Origin of the sequence: Streptomyces sp. NPDC056503 (assembly GCF_042794995.1) — a bacterium.
In the GTDB taxonomy this organism is placed as follows: domain Bacteria; phylum Actinomycetota; class Actinomycetes; order Streptomycetales; family Streptomycetaceae; genus Streptomyces.
In genome coordinates, this window is sequence record NZ_JBHTST010000085.1 from 1 (window position 1) to 15,689 (window position 15,689).

Annotated in this window: 14 protein-coding genes and 1 pseudogene; 12 read left to right on the forward strand and 3 right to left on the reverse strand. The window is 74.7% G+C overall.

Annotated features, from left to right (window positions below):
* The first annotated feature begins 137 nt into the window (after positions 1-137).
* The 6 genes from ACFQ8C_RS23720 (at position 138) to ACFQ8C_RS23745 (ending at position 5,618) form a co-directional block, all read left to right on the forward strand.
* Positions 138-1,418, forward strand: a complete 1,281-nt coding sequence (locus tag ACFQ8C_RS23720; protein ID WP_383460974.1) for an adenosylmethionine--8-amino-7-oxononanoate transaminase — start codon at positions 138-140, stop codon at positions 1,416-1,418.
* Positions 1,419-1,436: 18 nt separating this feature from the next.
* Complete coding sequence (gene bioD, locus ACFQ8C_RS23725; protein WP_383460976.1) at positions 1,437-2,153, forward strand: dethiobiotin synthase; 717 nt, start codon at positions 1,437-1,439, stop codon at positions 2,151-2,153.
* A 37-nt stretch (positions 2,154-2,190) separates the two neighbouring features.
* On the forward strand, positions 2,191-2,535 hold the full coding sequence (locus ACFQ8C_RS23730; RefSeq protein ID WP_383460979.1) for a VOC family protein: 345 nt from the start codon (positions 2,191-2,193) through the stop codon (positions 2,533-2,535).
* Positions 2,536-2,612: 77 nt separating this feature from the next.
* Positions 2,613-3,038 (forward strand): GNAT family N-acetyltransferase, encoded by a 426-nt coding sequence (locus tag ACFQ8C_RS23735; RefSeq protein ID WP_383460981.1) that lies wholly within the window; start codon positions 2,613-2,615, stop codon positions 3,036-3,038.
* A 223-nt stretch (positions 3,039-3,261) separates the two neighbouring features.
* A complete protein-coding gene (locus tag ACFQ8C_RS23740; RefSeq protein WP_383460984.1) occupies positions 3,262-4,602 on the forward strand; it encodes a hemolysin family protein in 1,341 nt (446 codons plus the stop codon).
* Entirely contained in the window at positions 4,599-5,618 is a 1,020-nt protein-coding gene (locus ACFQ8C_RS23745) for a hemolysin family protein (protein ID WP_383460987.1), read from the forward strand. Before ACFQ8C_RS23740 ends, ACFQ8C_RS23745 begins: the two co-directional genes overlap by 4 nt.
* 68 nt (positions 5,619-5,686) lie before the next feature.
* Here ACFQ8C_RS23745 and ACFQ8C_RS23750 read toward each other — a convergent pair whose 3' ends face one another.
* The gene (locus ACFQ8C_RS23750) at positions 5,687-6,706 is read right to left on the reverse strand and encodes a maleylpyruvate isomerase N-terminal domain-containing protein (protein ID WP_383460989.1); all 1,020 of its coding nucleotides are present in this window, start codon (positions 6,704-6,706) and stop codon (positions 5,687-5,689) included.
* A gap of 64 nt (positions 6,707-6,770) precedes the next feature.
* Between ACFQ8C_RS23750 and ACFQ8C_RS23755 the strand changes: the two genes are divergently transcribed.
* The 4 genes from ACFQ8C_RS23755 (at position 6,771) to ACFQ8C_RS23770 (ending at position 11,045) form a co-directional block, all read left to right on the forward strand.
* Positions 6,771-7,553, forward strand: a complete 783-nt coding sequence (locus ACFQ8C_RS23755; protein ID WP_383460991.1) for an SGNH/GDSL hydrolase family protein — start codon at positions 6,771-6,773, stop codon at positions 7,551-7,553.
* A gap of 102 nt (positions 7,554-7,655) precedes the next feature.
* Positions 7,656-9,098, forward strand: coding sequence for an adenylosuccinate lyase (gene purB, locus ACFQ8C_RS23760; RefSeq protein ID WP_383460994.1), 1,443 nt, complete (start codon positions 7,656-7,658; stop codon positions 9,096-9,098).
* Between the two features lie 62 nt (positions 9,099-9,160).
* A complete protein-coding gene (gene mug, locus ACFQ8C_RS23765; protein ID WP_383460997.1) occupies positions 9,161-9,682 on the forward strand; it encodes a G/U mismatch-specific DNA glycosylase in 522 nt (173 codons plus the stop codon).
* A 205-nt stretch (positions 9,683-9,887) separates the two neighbouring features.
* The gene (locus ACFQ8C_RS23770) at positions 9,888-11,045 is read left to right on the forward strand and encodes an ROK family transcriptional regulator (RefSeq protein WP_383461000.1); all 1,158 of its coding nucleotides are present in this window, start codon (positions 9,888-9,890) and stop codon (positions 11,043-11,045) included.
* A 79-nt stretch (positions 11,046-11,124) separates the two neighbouring features.
* Here ACFQ8C_RS23770 and ACFQ8C_RS23775 read toward each other — a convergent pair whose 3' ends face one another.
* The gene (locus tag ACFQ8C_RS23775; RefSeq protein ID WP_383461003.1) at positions 11,125-11,865 is read right to left on the reverse strand and encodes a GntR family transcriptional regulator; all 741 of its coding nucleotides are present in this window, start codon (positions 11,863-11,865) and stop codon (positions 11,125-11,127) included.
* A gap of 389 nt (positions 11,866-12,254) precedes the next feature.
* On the opposite strand from ACFQ8C_RS23775, the gene ACFQ8C_RS23780 reads away from it, so the two are divergent.
* Positions 12,255-13,091 (forward strand): alpha/beta fold hydrolase, encoded by an 837-nt coding sequence (locus ACFQ8C_RS23780; RefSeq protein WP_383461006.1) that lies wholly within the window; start codon positions 12,255-12,257, stop codon positions 13,089-13,091.
* A gap of 51 nt (positions 13,092-13,142) precedes the next feature.
* On the opposite strand, the pseudogene ACFQ8C_RS23785 reads toward ACFQ8C_RS23780, so the two are convergent.
* Positions 13,143-14,036, reverse strand: a pseudogene (locus tag ACFQ8C_RS23785) (DMT family transporter); the annotation flags it as partial.
* Here ACFQ8C_RS23785 and ACFQ8C_RS23790 point away from each other — a divergent pair.
* Complete coding sequence (locus ACFQ8C_RS23790; protein ID WP_383461009.1) at positions 14,027-15,493, forward strand: PLP-dependent aminotransferase family protein; 1,467 nt, start codon at positions 14,027-14,029, stop codon at positions 15,491-15,493. The pseudogene ACFQ8C_RS23785 and the gene ACFQ8C_RS23790 sit on opposite strands and share 10 nt — an antisense overlap.
* Positions 15,494-15,689: the final 196 nt, after the last annotated feature.

A 15,689-nucleotide genomic window follows, 5' to 3' on the forward strand; every position in this document is an offset into this window, starting at 1 on the left:
GCTGCGGTCCGTGCGGCGGCCACGCCGAGGCCCCGGCGGCGGTGCCCGCCGCCGCCTCCGACGCCCGGACCGACCTGGTGGCGGTGCGCCGTCGCGGGGCCGGCACGGACCTCGCCCCGAACGCGTAACGGGCGACGATGCGCAACGACGAACTCATCGCCCTGGACCGGGCGCACGTGTGGCACCCGTACGGCCCCATGCCGGGCCGTGCGGAGCCGCTGGTGGTCGAGTCCGCCTCCGGGGTGCGCCTGCGCCTCGCGGAGCCGGCGGAGGGACACTCCGAGCTGATCGACGGCATGTCCTCGTGGTGGTCGGCCGTGCACGGCTACAACCACCCGGTGCTCAACGAGGCGGCGCGCGGCCAGCTCGACCGGATGAGCCACGTCATGTTCGGCGGGCTCACCCACGAGCCCGCCGTGCGGCTCGCGGCCCGGCTCGTCGAGATCACGCCCGAGCCGCTGCGGCACGTCTTCCTCAGCGACTCCGGCTCCGTCGCGGTCGAGGTCGCGGCCAAGATGTGCCTCCAGTACTGGCGCTCGCTCGGCCGGCCCGGCAAGCAGCGGCTGCTGACCTGGCGCGGCGGCTACCACGGCGACACCTGGCAGCCGATGTCGGTGTGCGATCCCGAGGGCGGGATGCACCAGCTGTGGTCGGGCGTGCTCCAGCGGCAGGTCTTCGTGGACGAGCCGCCGGTGGCGTACGAGGAGTCGTACGCGGAACTCCTCCGCGCCACGATCGCGCGGCACGCGGACGAACTGGCCGCGGTGATCGTGGAGCCGGTGGTGCAGGGCGCCGGCGGCATGCGCTTCCACGACCCCGCCTATCTGCGGGTGCTGCGCGAGGCGTGCGACGCGCACGACGTGCTCCTCGTCTTCGACGAGATCGCGACCGGCTTCGGCCGCACGGGCACGCTGTTCGCGGCGGACCAGGCCGGGGTGTCCCCCGATGTGATGTGCCTGGGCAAGGCCCTGACGGGGGGTTACCTGTCGATGGCGGCGACCCTGTGCAGCTCCGCCGTGGCCGACGGCATCTCCCAGGGCGAGGTGCCCGTGCTCGCGCACGGGCCGACGTTCATGGGCAACCCGCTGGCCTCGGCCGTCGCCTGCGCCTCCATCGACCTCCTCCTCTCGCAGGACTGGGCGCTGGAGGTCAAGCGGATCGAGAGCGGGCTGCGCGAGGGCCTCGCCGGCGCCGAGTCCATCCCCGGCGTCCGCGACGTGCGGGTGCTCGGCGCGATCGGCGTCGTCCAGCTCGACCACGAGATCGACATGGCGGCGGCGACCCGGGCGTCGGTCCGGGAGGGCGTGTGGCTGCGCCCGTTCCGGGACCTCGTCTACACGATGCCGCCGTACGTGACCGAGGACGCCGACCTGGCCCGGATCTGCGCGGCGGTACGCGCCGCCGCGGCCGCGGGCTGACGGACAGAGAGGAACAGCATGGGCATCGTCGTCGTCAGCGGGACGGGGACGGAGATCGGCAAGACGGTCGTCACGGCGGCCGTCGCCGCCGCGGCGGCCGCCGCCGGACGTTCGGTCGCGGTCCTGAAGCCCGCGCAGACCGGGCTCACGCCCGACGAGCGGGGTGACGCGGACGAGGTCGTACGGCTCTCGGGCGCGAAGACCTCCGCCGAGCTGGCCCGCTACCCGGAGCCGCTCGCCCCGGGCACGGCCGCCCGGCGCGCGGGCATGCCCCAGGTCGGACCCGAGCGGGTCGCGGAGGCGGCACGGGCGCTCGCCGCGGAGCACGACCTGGTGCTCGTCGAGGGCGCGGGCGGCCTGCTCGTCCGCTTCGACGACGACGGGGGCACGCTCGCCGACGTGGCGCGGCTGCTCGGCGCGCCCGTCCTCGTCGTGACGCCCGCGGGGCTCGGGACGCTGAACCCGGCCGCCCTGACGGGCGAGGCGCTGCGGGCGCGCGGGATCGAGCAGCTCGGCGTGGTCGTCGGCAGCTGGCCGGCGGAGCCGGACCTCGCGGCGCTGTGCAATCTGGCCGACCTGCCGGAGTCCGCCGGCGCGCCGCTGCTCGGCGCGGTGCCGGAGGGCTCGGGCGCGCTGGACCCGGCCGTCTTCCGCGCGACGGCGGGCGACTGGCTGGCCCCGGCGCTCGGCGGTACGTGGGACGCGGAGGCGTTCGCCCGCGCGGCGGGCGCCTGACGGCAGGGCGTTCCCCTCTTCTCCGTAGAGTGAGGGGATGCGCGCACACGTACAGGAGCTCGTCTACGACTGCGGTGATCCGGCCGCGCTGGTCCGGTTCTGGGCGGGGCTCCTCGGCGGGGAGCCCGTCGACCGGAGCCCGGACTGGTCGTACGTGGACCCGCCCGGATTCGTCCGCATCGCCTTCCAGCGGGTGCCCGAGGGCAAGGCCGTGAAGAACCGGCTCCACCTCGACGTCGAGGTGGACGATCCGGAGGCGGCGGCCGACGGGGTGGCGGGGCTCGGCGCGGTCCGGGTCGGCGGGCCCGTCACCGACGAGCAGGGCTCCTTCCAGGTGATGCGGGACCCGGAGGGCAACGAGTTCTGCTTCGTCACGGGCTGAGGTCCGCGGCGGAGCGGCCCGGTCCACGGTGCGGAACGCGCTGGCCGGGTCCCGTACCCGCGTGATGGGATCCCGCCATGATCGGGATACAGATCCGCGCCGCCGTGCCCGCCGACGCCGAGGCCGTCCTCGCCTTCTGGCGGGAGTCCGCCGAGGGCACCTCCATCTCGGACGACCTCGACGGGGTGCGGCGCCTCCTCGACCGTGACCCCGAGGCGCTGATCCTCGCCGTGGACGGCGACCGGATCGCCGGTTCGGTGATCGCCGGCTGGGACGGCTGGCGGGCCTCGCTCTACCGGCTGGCGGTGCTCCCCCCGTACCGCAGGCGCGGTATCTCGAAGGCGCTGCTCACGGCGGCGGAGGAACGGTTCGCCGCCCTGGGCGGGCGCCGCGCGGACGCCATGGTCCTGGAGGAGAACGAGCGGGCGCACCACGTGTGGGGCGCGGCCGGGTACGAGCGGCAGGAGCGGTGGCGCCGCTGGGTGAAGCCCTTCACGGGGTGACCGACCCCTCCACGGGGTGATCGATCCCTCCACGGGGCGACCGGCCGACCGCTTTTGCCGATCCTTTACCATGGGATCTCCTTCGGACGGGCAAGAGACCGACCGAGACGACCGAAAGGTGTGAACGTCCGCCCATGGGCGAGCCTCCCAGTAGCCGACTTCGCGGTACCCGACATCGCGCACTCCGTGCCCCGCTGACTGATCATGGGACGGAGGTGAACCGATGACCGAAGTGCTTCTGCTCCTGGTGGCGCTGCTGCTCTCGCTCGCGTGCGGCGCGTTCGTGGCGGCGGAGTTCTCGCTGACCACCGTCGAACGCGGCGAGCTCGAAGCCGCCGTGCAGCGCGGCGAGCGCGGCGCGGCCGGCGCGCTCAAGGCCGTCAAGTCGCTCACGTTCCAGCTCTCCGGCGCCCAGCTGGGCATCACCGTCACCAACCTGGTCGTCGGCATGCTCTCCGAGCCCTCGATCGCCGCGCTGATCAAGGGCCCCGTCGAGGCGCTCGGCTTCTCCGCCTCCGTGGCCTCCTCGATCGCCCTGGTCCTCGGCACGGCGCTGTCCACCGTGGTCCTCATGGTGGTCGGCGAGCTGGTCCCCAAGAACTGGGCGATCTCCTCGCCCCTCGCGGTCGCCAAGGTCGTGGCGACCCCGCAGCGCGTGTTCACCGCCGCGTTCAAGCCGCTGATCAGCCACCTCAACAACACCGCCAACCGGATCCTGCGCCGCCTCGGCATGGAGCCGGCCGAGGAGCTGGCCTCCGCCCGCTCCCCCCAGGAGCTCGTGGCGCTCGCCCGCCACTCGGCGAAGGAGGGCGCGCTGGAGGCGGACACGGCCGAGCTGTTCGTCCGCACCCTGAACCTCGCGGCGCTGACCGCCGAGAACGTGATGACCCCGCGCGTCCAGGTGACCGCCCTGGAGGTCCAGGCCACCGCCGAGGACGTCGCGAACGCCACCCGGGCCACCGGCCTCTCGCGTTTCCCCGTCTACCGGGGCAACCTCGACACGGTCGTGGGCATCGCCCACATCAAGGACGTCCTGGCCATACCGGCCGAGCAGCGGCGGCTGCGCCGCGTCGGCGACATCGCGCGCGAGCCGCTGCTCGTGCCCGAGACGCTGACCGTGGACAAGCTGCTCGACCGGCTGTCCGGCAAGCAGACGATGGCCGTCGTCATCGACGAGTACGGCGGCACCGCCGGCGTCGCGACGCTGGAGGACATCGTCGAGGAGGTCGTCGGCGAGGTGCGCGACGAGCACGACCCGCACGAGACCCCCGACCTGGCGCGCGCCGGAGCGGACGAGGACGGCCGCGCCCTGTGGTCGGCCGACGGAGCCGCCCGCACCGACCAGCTGGAGCGCATCGGCCTGAAGGTGCCGGACGGGCCGTACGAGACGCTCGCCGGCGTCCTCGCGACCGACCTGGGCCGTATCCCGGCCGTCGGCGACACCGTGGAGCTGGGCGGCTGGCGCCTCGACGTGGTCGACGCCTCCGGGCGCCGCGCCGCGCGGGTGCTGATGCACGCGCCGCTTCCCGAGGACCTGGACGAGACCGGGGAGGACCACCGATGACCGCGATCCAGCTGCTGATCGGTCTGCTCACGCTGATCGTGAACGCCTTCTTCGTCGGCGCCGAGTTCGCCCTGATCTCGGTCCGGCGCAGCCAGATCGAGCCGCTCGCCGAGTCCGGCGACCGGCGCGCCCGCAGCGTCGTCTGGGGTCTGGAGCACGTCTCGGCGCTGCTCGCCGCCGCGCAGCTCGGCATCACGCTGTGCACCCTGGTGCTCGGCATCGTGGCCGAGCCGGCCATCGCGCACCTGCTGGAGCCGGTCTTCGACGCCCTCGGCGTGCCGCACGGCCTGGTCCACCCGATCTCCTTCGTGATCGCGCTGACCGTGGCCACGTACCTGCACATGCTGCTCGGCGAGATGGTCCCGAAGAACATCGCGCTCGCCGAGCCGGCGAAGACGGCGCTGATCCTCGGCCCGCCGCTCGTCACCCTGGCCCGCGCCCTGCGACCGGTGATCTTCACGATCAACGCCTTCGCGAACGCGCTGCTGAAGCTGTTGCGGGTAGAGACGAAGGACGAGGTGTCGGCGACGTTCTCGGACGACGAGCTGGCCCGGATGGTCACCGACGCGAGCGACGCCGGTCTGCTCGACGACCGCGCGACGGAGCGGCTGCACGACGCCCTGGAGCTGGGCCGCCGCCCGGTCCGGGACGTGGTCATGCCGGTGGAGAAGGTGCGGTACGCACGGGTGGGCACCACCCCGGAGGAGCTGGAGGCGCTCTCCGCCGAGTCGGGCTTCTCCCGCTTCCCGGTGGTGGACTCCGACCGGCGGATCCTGGGCTACCTCCATGTGAAGGACGCCCTGGACATCACCCCGCGCGACCTTCCGTTCCCGGTGTCGGCGCTGCGGCCGATCGCCCGGGTGCGGGCGGCGACGCCGATGGACGACGTGCTGACGGCGATGCGCCGCGGCCGGACCCACCTGGCCGGCGTCCTCGACGAGGACGGCAAGCTCGCCGGCCTGGTGACGATGGAGGACGTCCTGCGCGAACTGGTGGGGCGCCCCTCGGCGCCGTGACGCCGTGACGCCGTGACGCCGTCCGGCACGAAGGGCCCCGGGAACTCGGTTCCCGGGGCCCTTCCCCGTCAGAGCGCGCCGGCCGCGAGCCAGTCGGCGAGGAGGCCGCGGTCGCCGGTGAGGGCGAAACGGGGGTCGTCGGCGTCGTACCGGCGGTGCAGCAGGAGGAGCAGTTCGCCCGCGTCCGCCGTCACGGTCGTCGTCGGCCCGGTGCCGCCGCTCCCCCGGCTCCAGGCGAAGCCGCCCCCGCCGAGCACCAGCGTCCAGACGGTGCCGCTGTCCCGCGCGTCCAGGCGCAGGACCTCGCCGTCGCGGCCGAGGTGGGCGAGCGGTTCGGCGATCCGGGGGACGTACGGCGCGGTGGCGAGGTAGTGGTCGAGCGCTTCGGCGGCCGTGCCCGGGTCGAGCGGCCCCGCCGCGCCGGTGAGCGCGATCTCGGCGTCGGCGAGGTGGACGACCGTCTCGGCGAGGACATGGCGCGGGTAGTGGCGCACGTACGGTTCCGCGCCCGGCGACCAGACCGGTGCCCCGGGGTCGGCCGCGCGGGCCGCCGCGGTGAAGCCCTCGGCGCGGGCGGCGAGCCAGCCGGGGTGCGCGGCGGGGGCGTCCGGCGGGTCGAGGGCGAGGTCCCCGGCACGGACACGGGTGGCGGGGCGGGTGGTCACCAGGTGCTCGGCCCAGCCGTGGACGGTGCCGAGGTGGCGGGTCAGGTCGCCCAGCGTCCAGCCGGGGCAGGTCGGCACGGGCGTCGCCGGGTCGGCGCCGCGGACGGTGTCCGCGTACCGCCGGGCGTGGTCGGCGACGGCGTCGACGGCCGCGAGGTGGGGGTCCTCGTCCAGTCCGAAACCGCCGGAGACCAGGAGCAGCTCCTCGCGCCGGGGGCCGGGGGGCTGCCGCAGCGCGGCCGCCCGGAAGAGCCCGTCGAGGGCGTGCCGGTCGGCGGCGCCGAGTCCGGCGAGGACGTGTCCGGTCTCCTCCAGCCACCTCACGGCCGTGTCGGGGTCGAGGTCGTCCTCGTCGCTGGTCTCGACCGCGGTCGCCAGCCCGGCCAGCGCCTCGGCCAGGGCGTTCAGGAGCGCGTCGCTCATCGGGTTTCCCCTCCCGGGTTCTCCACGGCACCCGCGCATACCGCACGGTATGATCGGCTCCGCCATGGAGATCAATGCCACGTACAACAGTCTCGTCGCCGTCGGGGACAGCTTCACCGAGGGTATGTCGGACCTGAGGCCCGACGGTTCCTACCGGGGGTGGGCGGACGTCCTCGCGGGCCGGCTCGCGGCGCGCGCGCCGGGCTTCCGGTACGCGAACCTCGCGGTCCGCGGAAAGCTCATCGGACAGATCGTCGAGGAGCAAGTCGCCCTGGCCGCAGGGATGAAGGCCGATGTCGTCACCCTCGTCGGCGGGCTCAACGACACCCTCCGGCCCAAGGTCGACATGGTCCGCGTGAAGGACCTCCTGACCGAGGCCGTGGAACACCTCACACCTTCCTGCGGGCAGCTCGTCCTGATGCGCAGCCCCGGCCGGAACGGTCCCGTCCTGGAGCGCTTCCGCCCCCGGATGGAGGAGCTCTTCGACCACATCGACGGGCTGGCCGCCCGGCACGGCGCCCTCGTCGTCGACCTGTACGCCGCTCCCGCCCTCGCCGACCCCCGCATGTGGGACGTGGACCGGCTGCACCTCACCGCCGACGGCCACCGGCGGGTGGCCGAGGCGGTGTGGCAGACACTGGGCCTCGCCCCCGAGCACGACTGGCGGGAGCCGCTGCCCGCCACCGCGCGGCCTGGCTGGGCGACGCGGCGCGCCGCGGACGCCCGGTTCGCGAAGGAGCACCTCGGCCCGTGGATCGGCCGCCGCCTCACCGGGCGCTCCTCCGGCGACGGCCGCCCGGCGAAGCGGCCCGAGCTGCTGCCGTACGAGACCCGGTCCGAGGTCTGACCCGGTGACGGGCACCGGAGGGCACGTGACCTGGGTCTCGTAGCAAGCTCCAGCCGGGACGACGGCGCTGGCCTGCAGAAATCACCAGTAAACTCTGGACACGTGACTGCTGCGACTGTGAAGCCCCGTATCCCCAACGTCCTGGCCGGCCGCTACGCCTCCGCGGAGCTCGCCGTCCTCTGGTCCCCCGAGCAGAAGGTGAAGCTGGAGCGCCAGCTGTGGCTCGCCGTGCTGCGTGCCCAGAAGGACCTCGGGATCGAGGTGCCGGACGCGGCGATCGCCGACTACGAGCGCGTCCTCGACCAGGTCGACCTCGGCTCCATCGCCGAGCGCGAGAAGGTCACCCGGCACGACGTGAAGGCCCGCATCGAGGAGTTCAACGCCCTCGCCGGCCACGAGCACGTGCACAAGGGCATGACCTCCCGTGACCTCACGGAGAACGTCGAGCAGCTCCAGATCCGCCTCTCCCTGGAGCTGGTCCGGGACCGTACGGTCGCCGTCCTGGCCCGCCTCGGCAAGCTGTCCGCCGAGTACGGCGAGCTGGTCATGGCCGGCCGCTCGCACAACGTCGCCGCGCAGGCCACCACCCTCGGCAAGCGCTTCGCGACCACCGCGGACGAGCTGCTGGTGGCCTTCACCCGCCTGGAGGAGCTGCTCGGCCGCTACCCGCTGCGCGGCATCAAGGGCCCGGTCGGCACCGCCCAGGACATGCTCGACCTGCTCGGCGGCGACGCCGGCAAGCTCGCCGAGCTGGAGCAGCGGATCGCCGGCCACCTCGGCTTCGCGCACGCCTTCACCTCGGTCGGCCAGGTCTACCCGCGCTCGCTCGACTACGACGTGGTCACCGCGCTGGTGCAGCTCGCCGCCGGGCCGTCGTCCATCGCCAAGACGATCCGCCTGATGGCCGGCCACGAGCTGGTCACCGAGGGCTTCAAGCCCGGCCAGGTCGGCTCCTCCGCGATGCCGCACAAGATGAACACCCGCTCCTGCGAGCGCGTCAACGGCCTCATGGTCATCCTGCGCGGCTACGCCTCGATGACCGGCGAGCTCGCCGGCGACCAGTGGAACGAGGGCGACGTGTCCTGCTCCGTGGTCCGCCGCGTGGCCCTGCCCGACGCGTTCTTCGCGCTGGACGGCCTCCTGGAGACCTTCCTGACCGTGCTCGACGAGTTCGGCGCCTTCCCGGCCGTCGTCGCCCGCGAGCTCGACCGCTACCTCCCCTTCCTCGCCACCACCAAGGTCCTGATGGCCTCGGTCCGCGCCGGTGTGGGCCGCGAGCTGGCCCACGAGGCGATCAAGGAGAACGCGGTGGCCTCGGCCCTCGCCATGCGCGAGCAGGGCGTCGAGCGCAACGAGCTGCTCGACAAGCTCGCCGCCGACGAGCGCATCCCGCTGGACCGCGCGCAGCTCGACGAGCTGATGGCGGACAAGCTCTCCTTCACCGGTGCCGCCGCCGACCAGGTCGCGACCGTGGTCTCCCGGATCGAGGAGCTCCTCAAGCAGCACCCGGAGGCCGCCGCCTACACCCCCGGGGCCATCCTCTGACCCGGACCCGCCGGTTCACCCGCGAGGAACTGGAGGCCGCCCGCGACCGCGTCGTCCCCGACGTGGCCGAGGGCGGCCTCGCCGTTCTCTTCTGCGGCATCAACCCGGGCCTGATGACGGCCGCCACCGGTCATCACTTCGCCCGTCCGGGCAACCGCTTCTGGCCGGTCCTCCACCTCGCCGGCTTCACCCCGCGCCTGCTGCGCCCCGACGAGCAGGACGAGTTGCTCGCGTACGGGCTCGGCATCACCAACGTCGCCGCCCGGCCGACCGCGCGCGCCGACGAGCTGAGCCGCGAGGAGTACGTCGAGGGCGGCCGTCTCCTCACCCGCAAGGTACGGCGGCTGGAGCCCCGCTGGCTGGCGGTCGTCGGCGTCACCGCGTACCGCACGGCCTTCGGCGAACCGAAGGCGGCGATCGGCCCGCAGGAGCGGACCATCGGCGCGACGCGGATCTGGGCGCTGCCCAATCCGAGCGGTCTCAACGCGCACTGGACGACGGAGACGATGGCCGCGGAGTACGCCCGCCTGAGGGAAGCCGCGGGCCTGCCGCCGGCCGCCCCTACGGCGGATCCGCCCCGGTGACCGACGGCGAGCAGCCGGAGCGGCGGCTCCTCCCCCTCCGCGCCCGCCCGGCGGACCGTCCGTCACCGACGGCCGGACCACACCGGACCACCCGGATGATCTCGGCGTGGACACGTCCCGGACACGGGCCGGGGGCGACTGTCGCCGCCTCCGGAACCATTGAGTACCATCCGGCTGAGACGGGCACGAGCTGGGAGGACACAGGGTGGGGCGGCTGACCGGCGGGGATCCGTCTCTGCTGCGGCGGATCAATTCCGCGGTGGTACTCCATGCGCTGCGGGGCTCCGACGCGCGCACCCTCACGGACCTGACCCGGATCACCGGTCTGTCCCGGCCGACCGTCGAAGGCGTCGTCGAGGGCCTCATCGAAGGCGGTCTGGTCGTCGAGGTGGCGCCCGAGGAGGGCGAGGCCCGGCGTCAGGGCCGCCCGGCCCGCCGCTTCCGCTTCCGGGCCGAGGCCGGCCATCTGCTCGGGATCGAGATCGGTCCGCACCGCGTCGCCGCGCTCCTCTCCGGCCTGGACGGCCGGATCATCGGCGCCGGCGCGCGCGAGGTGTCGGAGACCGCGCCCGAGGACGAGCGCCTCGACAAGGTACGCCTGGTCGTCGCCGACGTCCTGCGCCGGGCCGGGGTGCCCCGGTCGAACCTGCGGGCGGTCGGCGTCGGCACCCCCGGCATCGTGGAGGCCGACGGCACGGTCAGGCTCGGCACCGCGCTCCCCGGCTGGACGGGCCTGGCGCTCGGCGAGCGGCTGCGCCGCTCCTTCCGCTGCCCGGTGATCGTGGAGAACGACGCCAACGCGGCGGCCGTCGCCGAGCACTGGAAGGGCGCCGCGACCGACTCCGACGACATCGTCTTCGTCCTCGCCGGGCTGAGCCCCGGGGCCGGTTCGATGATCGGCGGCCGGCTCCACCGCGGTTACGGCGGGGCGGCCGGCGAGATCGGCGCGCTGCACCTGCTGGGGCGCGGGGTGACGCCGGAGCACCTCCTGTCGACGACCGACGAGCCGCTGCATCCGCTGGACGAGCAGGCGGTGGCGGAGGTCTTCGCGCTGGCGAAGAAGGGCGACGCGCGGGCCGAGGCCGCCGTGGAGCGCTTCATCCAGCGGCTGGTGCACGACGTCGGCGCGCTCGTCCTGGCGCTCGATCCCGAACTCGTCGTCGTCGGAGGCTGGGCGGCCGGCCTGGACGGGGTGCTCCAGCCGCTCCGCGAGGAACTGGCGCGGTTCTGCCTCCGCCCGCCGCGGGTGGTGCTCTCCCTGCTCGGCGAGGCCGCCGTCGGCACGGGCGCGCTGCGACTGGCCCTCGACCACGTCGAGGAGCAGCTGTTCGCGGTCGAGGGCAGCGTGACGGCCCGCCGCTAGGCGCTTCCTCGGGAAACGCGCGAAGACCCGGCCTCGGGAGGCCGGGTCTTCGTGTCGAGGCTCGTGGTGCGGCCGCCGGTCAGGAGGCCATCGCCAGGTCGACGGAGTCGCCGAAGGTGAGGCGGCAGGTGTCGGCGCGGTACGTGGCGACCGAGACGGCCGCGGTACGGCCTCCGGAGAGGTAACGGGTCGTCACGACCAGCACCGGCGAACCGGGCAGACGGTCGAGCTCCCGGGCGTCGTCGGCGCGCGCGGAGCCCAGCTCCACGGAGCGGTCCTGGCCGTCGAGGGCGAGGTGCTGGAGCTCGCGCAGCACGGCGCGGGCGCCGGCGGTCCCGTCGGGGGCGTCGTCGGAGGTGAGCCCGGCGACCGAGGCGGCGGGCACGTACAGCAGCTCGGCGGCGACGGCCTGCCCCTGGCCGAGCCGCACCCGGCGCACCACGTGCACGGACTCGCCGGCCGGGGTCTCCAGGAGGCGGGCGACGGCGGCGGGCGCCGTGCCGAGGACGGAGTCCTGGGCCTGCCAGGCGTCGTCTCCGACACCGGGCCACGCCTGCTGCGTGGTCGAGACGTCGACACCGACGCGCGGGGGCGCGACCGTGGTGCCGACACCGCGCCGGCGCTGGAGGCGTCCTTCCAGCTCCAGCTGTTCGAGGGCCTGGCGGAGCGTGGCCCTGGCGACGCCGAAGCGGGCCGCGAGCTCGCGCTCGTTGGGCAGGATCTCGCCGACCGCGAAGTCGGAGTCGAGAGCTTCGCCGATCACCGTCTTGAGGTGCTGGTACTTCGGTTCCTGGACCGATTCCAGCTGCGTGGTCCCCACCCTGTCCTCCGCAATTCGCCGTGTCCCGCGGCGTTTCCGCGCCCTTGTTTATTAAAGGTTCCTGCACTAACTCTGCGACCATAAGGCGAGCCACCCCCTTGGTCAAGACCAATCCTCTGCCGAACGTCCGGAAATGTGACCCTCTGACCTTGATCGTTCACAGGACGTTCGCACCTTCGTGAGGCGCGCGAAGCCGGAAGCCCCGCCTGCCGGGTCGGCGGGCGGGGCGAAGGGGGTGGGTGACGGGGTGGTTGACGGGACGAGTGGCGGGCGGGCGGCGGACGGGGGCGCGTCCGGGGCGGCACTTCGCGCAGGGCTCTTGAACTCGCGGCTACCGACCGGTAATCCTTGCTGACGGGACGTCTAAGAGGATGTACGAGGGAGCCTCCATGCCGGCACGGATCGCGTTCGAGTTCGAGACCCCCCGGGGCCGCCGCACCACGTCTCTGGCGTACGAACGCCGCGGAGCGGGCGAGCCGCTGCTCCTGCTCCACGGAATCGGGCACCACTGGCAGGCCTGGGAACCGGTCCTCGACGTCCTGGCCGCCGAGCGCGACGTCATCGCCGTCGACCTGCCCGGCTTCGGCGCCTCCGACGGCCTCCCGCCCGGCTGCGCCTACGACCTGTCGACCGTGACGCCCGTGCTCGCCGCCTTCTGCGCGGCCGTCGGCGCCGAGCGGCCGCACGTGGCGGGCAACTCGCTCGGCGGACTGCTCGCCCTCCAGCTGGGCCGCGAGAAGGCGGTCCGCTCGGTCACCGCCCTCTCCCCCGCCGGGTTCTGGTCCGAGAGCGAGCGCCGGTACGCCTTCGCCACGCTGCGCGCCATGCGCGCCTCGGCCCTGGCGCTGCCCGTCCCCCTCATCAACCGGCTCTCCCGGACCCCGGCCGGCCGCACCGTGCTCACCAGCACCATCTACGCCCGGCCCGGCCGCCGTTCACCCGAGGCGGCCGTCGCCGAGACGCTGGCGCTGCGCGAGGCCACCGGCTTCCACGAGACCCTCGCCGCCGGCCGCGCCGTCCTCTTCCGCGACGACCTCCCGTCCCTGCCGGTCACCATCGCCTGGGGCAGCCGGGACCGGCTGCTCCTCCGCCGCCAGGGCGTCCGCGCCAAGCGGACCGTGCCCGGCGCGCGCCTGGTGCGGCTGCCCGGCTGCGGTCACGTGCCGATGAACGACGATCCCGCGCTCGTCGCCCGCGTCGTCCTCGACGGCAGCGCCACCGGCTGACCCGGCCGGCGCCCGTCGGCGGGTCAGCAACCCGGTCCCGAGCGCTGCCCCGGCTCCGACGAGCAGGCCACCGGCCGCCTGCGGCGGTCCGAGGGTCGCCTGCCCGACCACGGCCGCGCTCAGTGCGGCCGCCACGGGGATGGCACCGGTATAGAGCGTGGCGCGCTCCATACCGATGCGCTGGACGCCCATGTAGAAGAGGACGAACCCGACGACGGTCGCCAGCACCGCCTGCCACAGCAGCGCCCCCGTCTCCACCCCGGTCGGCATCCGCACGAACCCGGCCCCGTCCACGGCGAGCCCGAGCAGCGCCGCCTCGACCGCGCCGACCCCGCAGACGGCGACGGTGAGCAGGCGGGGCCCGAGCGGGCGCAGCACCGGCACCGCGAGCACCGTGAACCCGACCTCGCCCGCCAGCGCCGCCGCCGACCAGCCGAGCCCCGCGAGGTCGGTGCGCCCCCAGCCCTGCACGGTGAAGGCACCGGCGGCGACGAGCAGCGCCCCGTACAGCACGGGCGGCGCGGGCCGCCTGCCCTCCAGCAGCGGTACGAGGACGGCCACCACGATCGGCGCGCAGCCCACGACGACTCCGGGGACGGCGGGTTCGGCGGTGCGCTCGGCCGCCAGGACGGCCAGGTTGAAGCCGACCATGCCGACTCCGGCCAGGACCGCGATCCGCACCCACTGGCCGGCGTCGAGCAGCCGGAGCGGAGCGAGCCCGCCGCGGCCGAGGAGCGGAAGGAGAAGGAGGCAGGCGGCGCCGTACCGGAGGGCCTGCCCGCCCGCGTACGGATAGTCGCCGAGCAGGCCGTTGGCGGTGAAGGAGGCTCCGACGAGGGCGTAGGCGAGGGTCACGACCAGGACCCCGCGCAGGGCGTTCGTGTTCATGGTCCCGACGCTAGGGAGCCGGGCGGTCCCGGTTAAGGTCCACTTCCATGACGCCATCGGGGACCACTTCGGCCGCGGCCGGACCGCCGGCCCGGGACGCCGGCGCGCAGCCCGCGTGGGAGCTGCTCCTCCCGGCGGCGGGGGCGCCCGCGCGCCGGCGCGGCCGCGCCCTGCAGGAGGCGCTGCGCGAGGCGGTGCGCTCCGGGCGGCTCCCGGCCGGCACCCGGCTGCCGTCGAGCCGGGCGCTCGCCGCGGACCTGGGGGTCTCCCGCGGCCTCGTCACGGAGGCGTACGAGCAGCTGACCGCCGAGGGCTACCTGCGCAGCGACCGGGGATCCGGCACCTGGGTCGGCGGCACGGCGCGTACGGGCCGGGCGGCCGCGCCCGCCGGGCCGGGCGGTCCCGCGGCGCCCGCCCCCGGGGTGGTCACCGACTTCCGGCCCGGCACCCCCGACCTGTCGCTCTTCCCGCGCGCGGCCTGGGCGGCGGCCCAGCGGACGGTCCTCGCCCGGCTGCCGCACAGCGCGCTCGGTTATCCGGATCCGCGCGGACTGCCCGTGCTGCGCTCCGCGCTGGCGGCGATGCTGGCCCGGCGGCGGGGCGTGGCGGCCGACCCGGACCGGCTGGTGGTGTGCTCGGGAGTGGCGCAGGCGGCGACGCTCCTCGGGACGGTGCTCCGGGCGCGGGGGCACCGGGGGGTGGGCGTGGAGGATCCCGGCAGTCCGGAGCACGGCCGGCTCTTCGCGGCGACCGGGCTGGAGACGGTCCCGCTGCCGCTCGACGAGGAGGGGCTGCGGCCCGGACCGCTCGCGCGGGCGGGCGTACGGGCCGTGGTGGTGACGCCCTCGCACCAGTTCCCCTCGGGGATCGCGTGGTCGGCGGAGCGCCGCGGGCTGCTCCTGGACTGGGCGCGGGAGGTGGACGGTCACGTGCTGGAGGACGACTACGACGGCGACTTCCGGTACGACCGGGCGCCGGTCGGCGCGCTCCAGGGGCTGGATCCCGAGCGGGTCGTGTACACGGGCTCGGTGAGCAAGTCGCTCGCGCCGGGGCTGCGGCTCGGCTGGATGGTGCTGCCCGGGGCGCTCGTCGACGAGGTCGTCGAGCGGAAGCGGACCATGGACCTCGGGCATCCGGCGCTCGACCAGGCGGCACTGGCGCACCTGGTGACGAGCGGGGGTTACGACCGGCAGCTCCGCCGCTGCCAGCGTGCCTACCGCGAGCGGCGCGACGCCCTGCTGACCGGGCTGGAACGGCACTTCCCGGGGACGTCGGTGACGGGCATCGCGGCGGGGCTGCACGTCATCGCGTGTCTGCCGGCCCGGTACGGGCCGGTCGGGCGGCTCCTGGAGGCCGCGGCGGGTGCCGGTGTGGCCCTGCGCCCGCTGGAGGAGTACGGGTCGGCGCGACCCGCGGACGGGGCCGTCCGGCTCGTCGTCGGGTACGCGCATCTGACCCCGTCGGTGATCGACGAGGGGCTGCGGCGGACGGCGGAGGCGCTCGGCCGCCGGTGAGCGGGCCCGGGGCGAACCCGCGTGACGGACGCCGTCCTTGACGCCGCGGCCGGGGCCGGCGGGCCGTGGCCGGGGGGCGTGGCCGGGGGGTCCGTGGCCGGGGGGCGTGGCCGGGGGAAGGGGCTCCGCGGGGGAAGGGGCTCCGCCGGGGAACGAACTCCGTCGGAGCACCGATCAATGCAAGACAGAAACGTCC

Coding starts and splice junctions, on each gene's coding strand:
- ACFQ8C_RS23720 (WP_383460974.1), top strand. CDS start 138: ATGCGCAACGACGAACTCATCGCCCTGGACCGGGCGCACGTGTGGCAC.
- bioD (WP_383460976.1), top strand. CDS start 1,437: ATGGGCATCGTCGTCGTCAGCGGGACGGGGACGGAGATCGGCAAGACG.
- ACFQ8C_RS23730 (WP_383460979.1), top strand. CDS start 2,191: ATGCGCGCACACGTACAGGAGCTCGTCTACGACTGCGGTGATCCGGCC.
- ACFQ8C_RS23735 (WP_383460981.1), top strand. CDS start 2,613: ATGATCGGGATACAGATCCGCGCCGCCGTGCCCGCCGACGCCGAGGCC.
- ACFQ8C_RS23740 (WP_383460984.1), top strand. CDS start 3,262: ATGACCGAAGTGCTTCTGCTCCTGGTGGCGCTGCTGCTCTCGCTCGCG.
- ACFQ8C_RS23745 (WP_383460987.1), top strand. CDS start 4,599: ATGACCGCGATCCAGCTGCTGATCGGTCTGCTCACGCTGATCGTGAAC.
- ACFQ8C_RS23750 (WP_383460989.1), bottom strand. CDS start 6,706: ATGAGCGACGCGCTCCTGAACGCCCTGGCCGAGGCGCTGGCCGGGCTG.
- ACFQ8C_RS23755 (WP_383460991.1), top strand. CDS start 6,771: ATGGAGATCAATGCCACGTACAACAGTCTCGTCGCCGTCGGGGACAGC.
- ACFQ8C_RS23780 (WP_383461006.1), top strand. CDS start 12,255: ATGCCGGCACGGATCGCGTTCGAGTTCGAGACCCCCCGGGGCCGCCGC.
- ACFQ8C_RS23790 (WP_383461009.1), top strand. CDS start 14,027: ATGACGCCATCGGGGACCACTTCGGCCGCGGCCGGACCGCCGGCCCGG.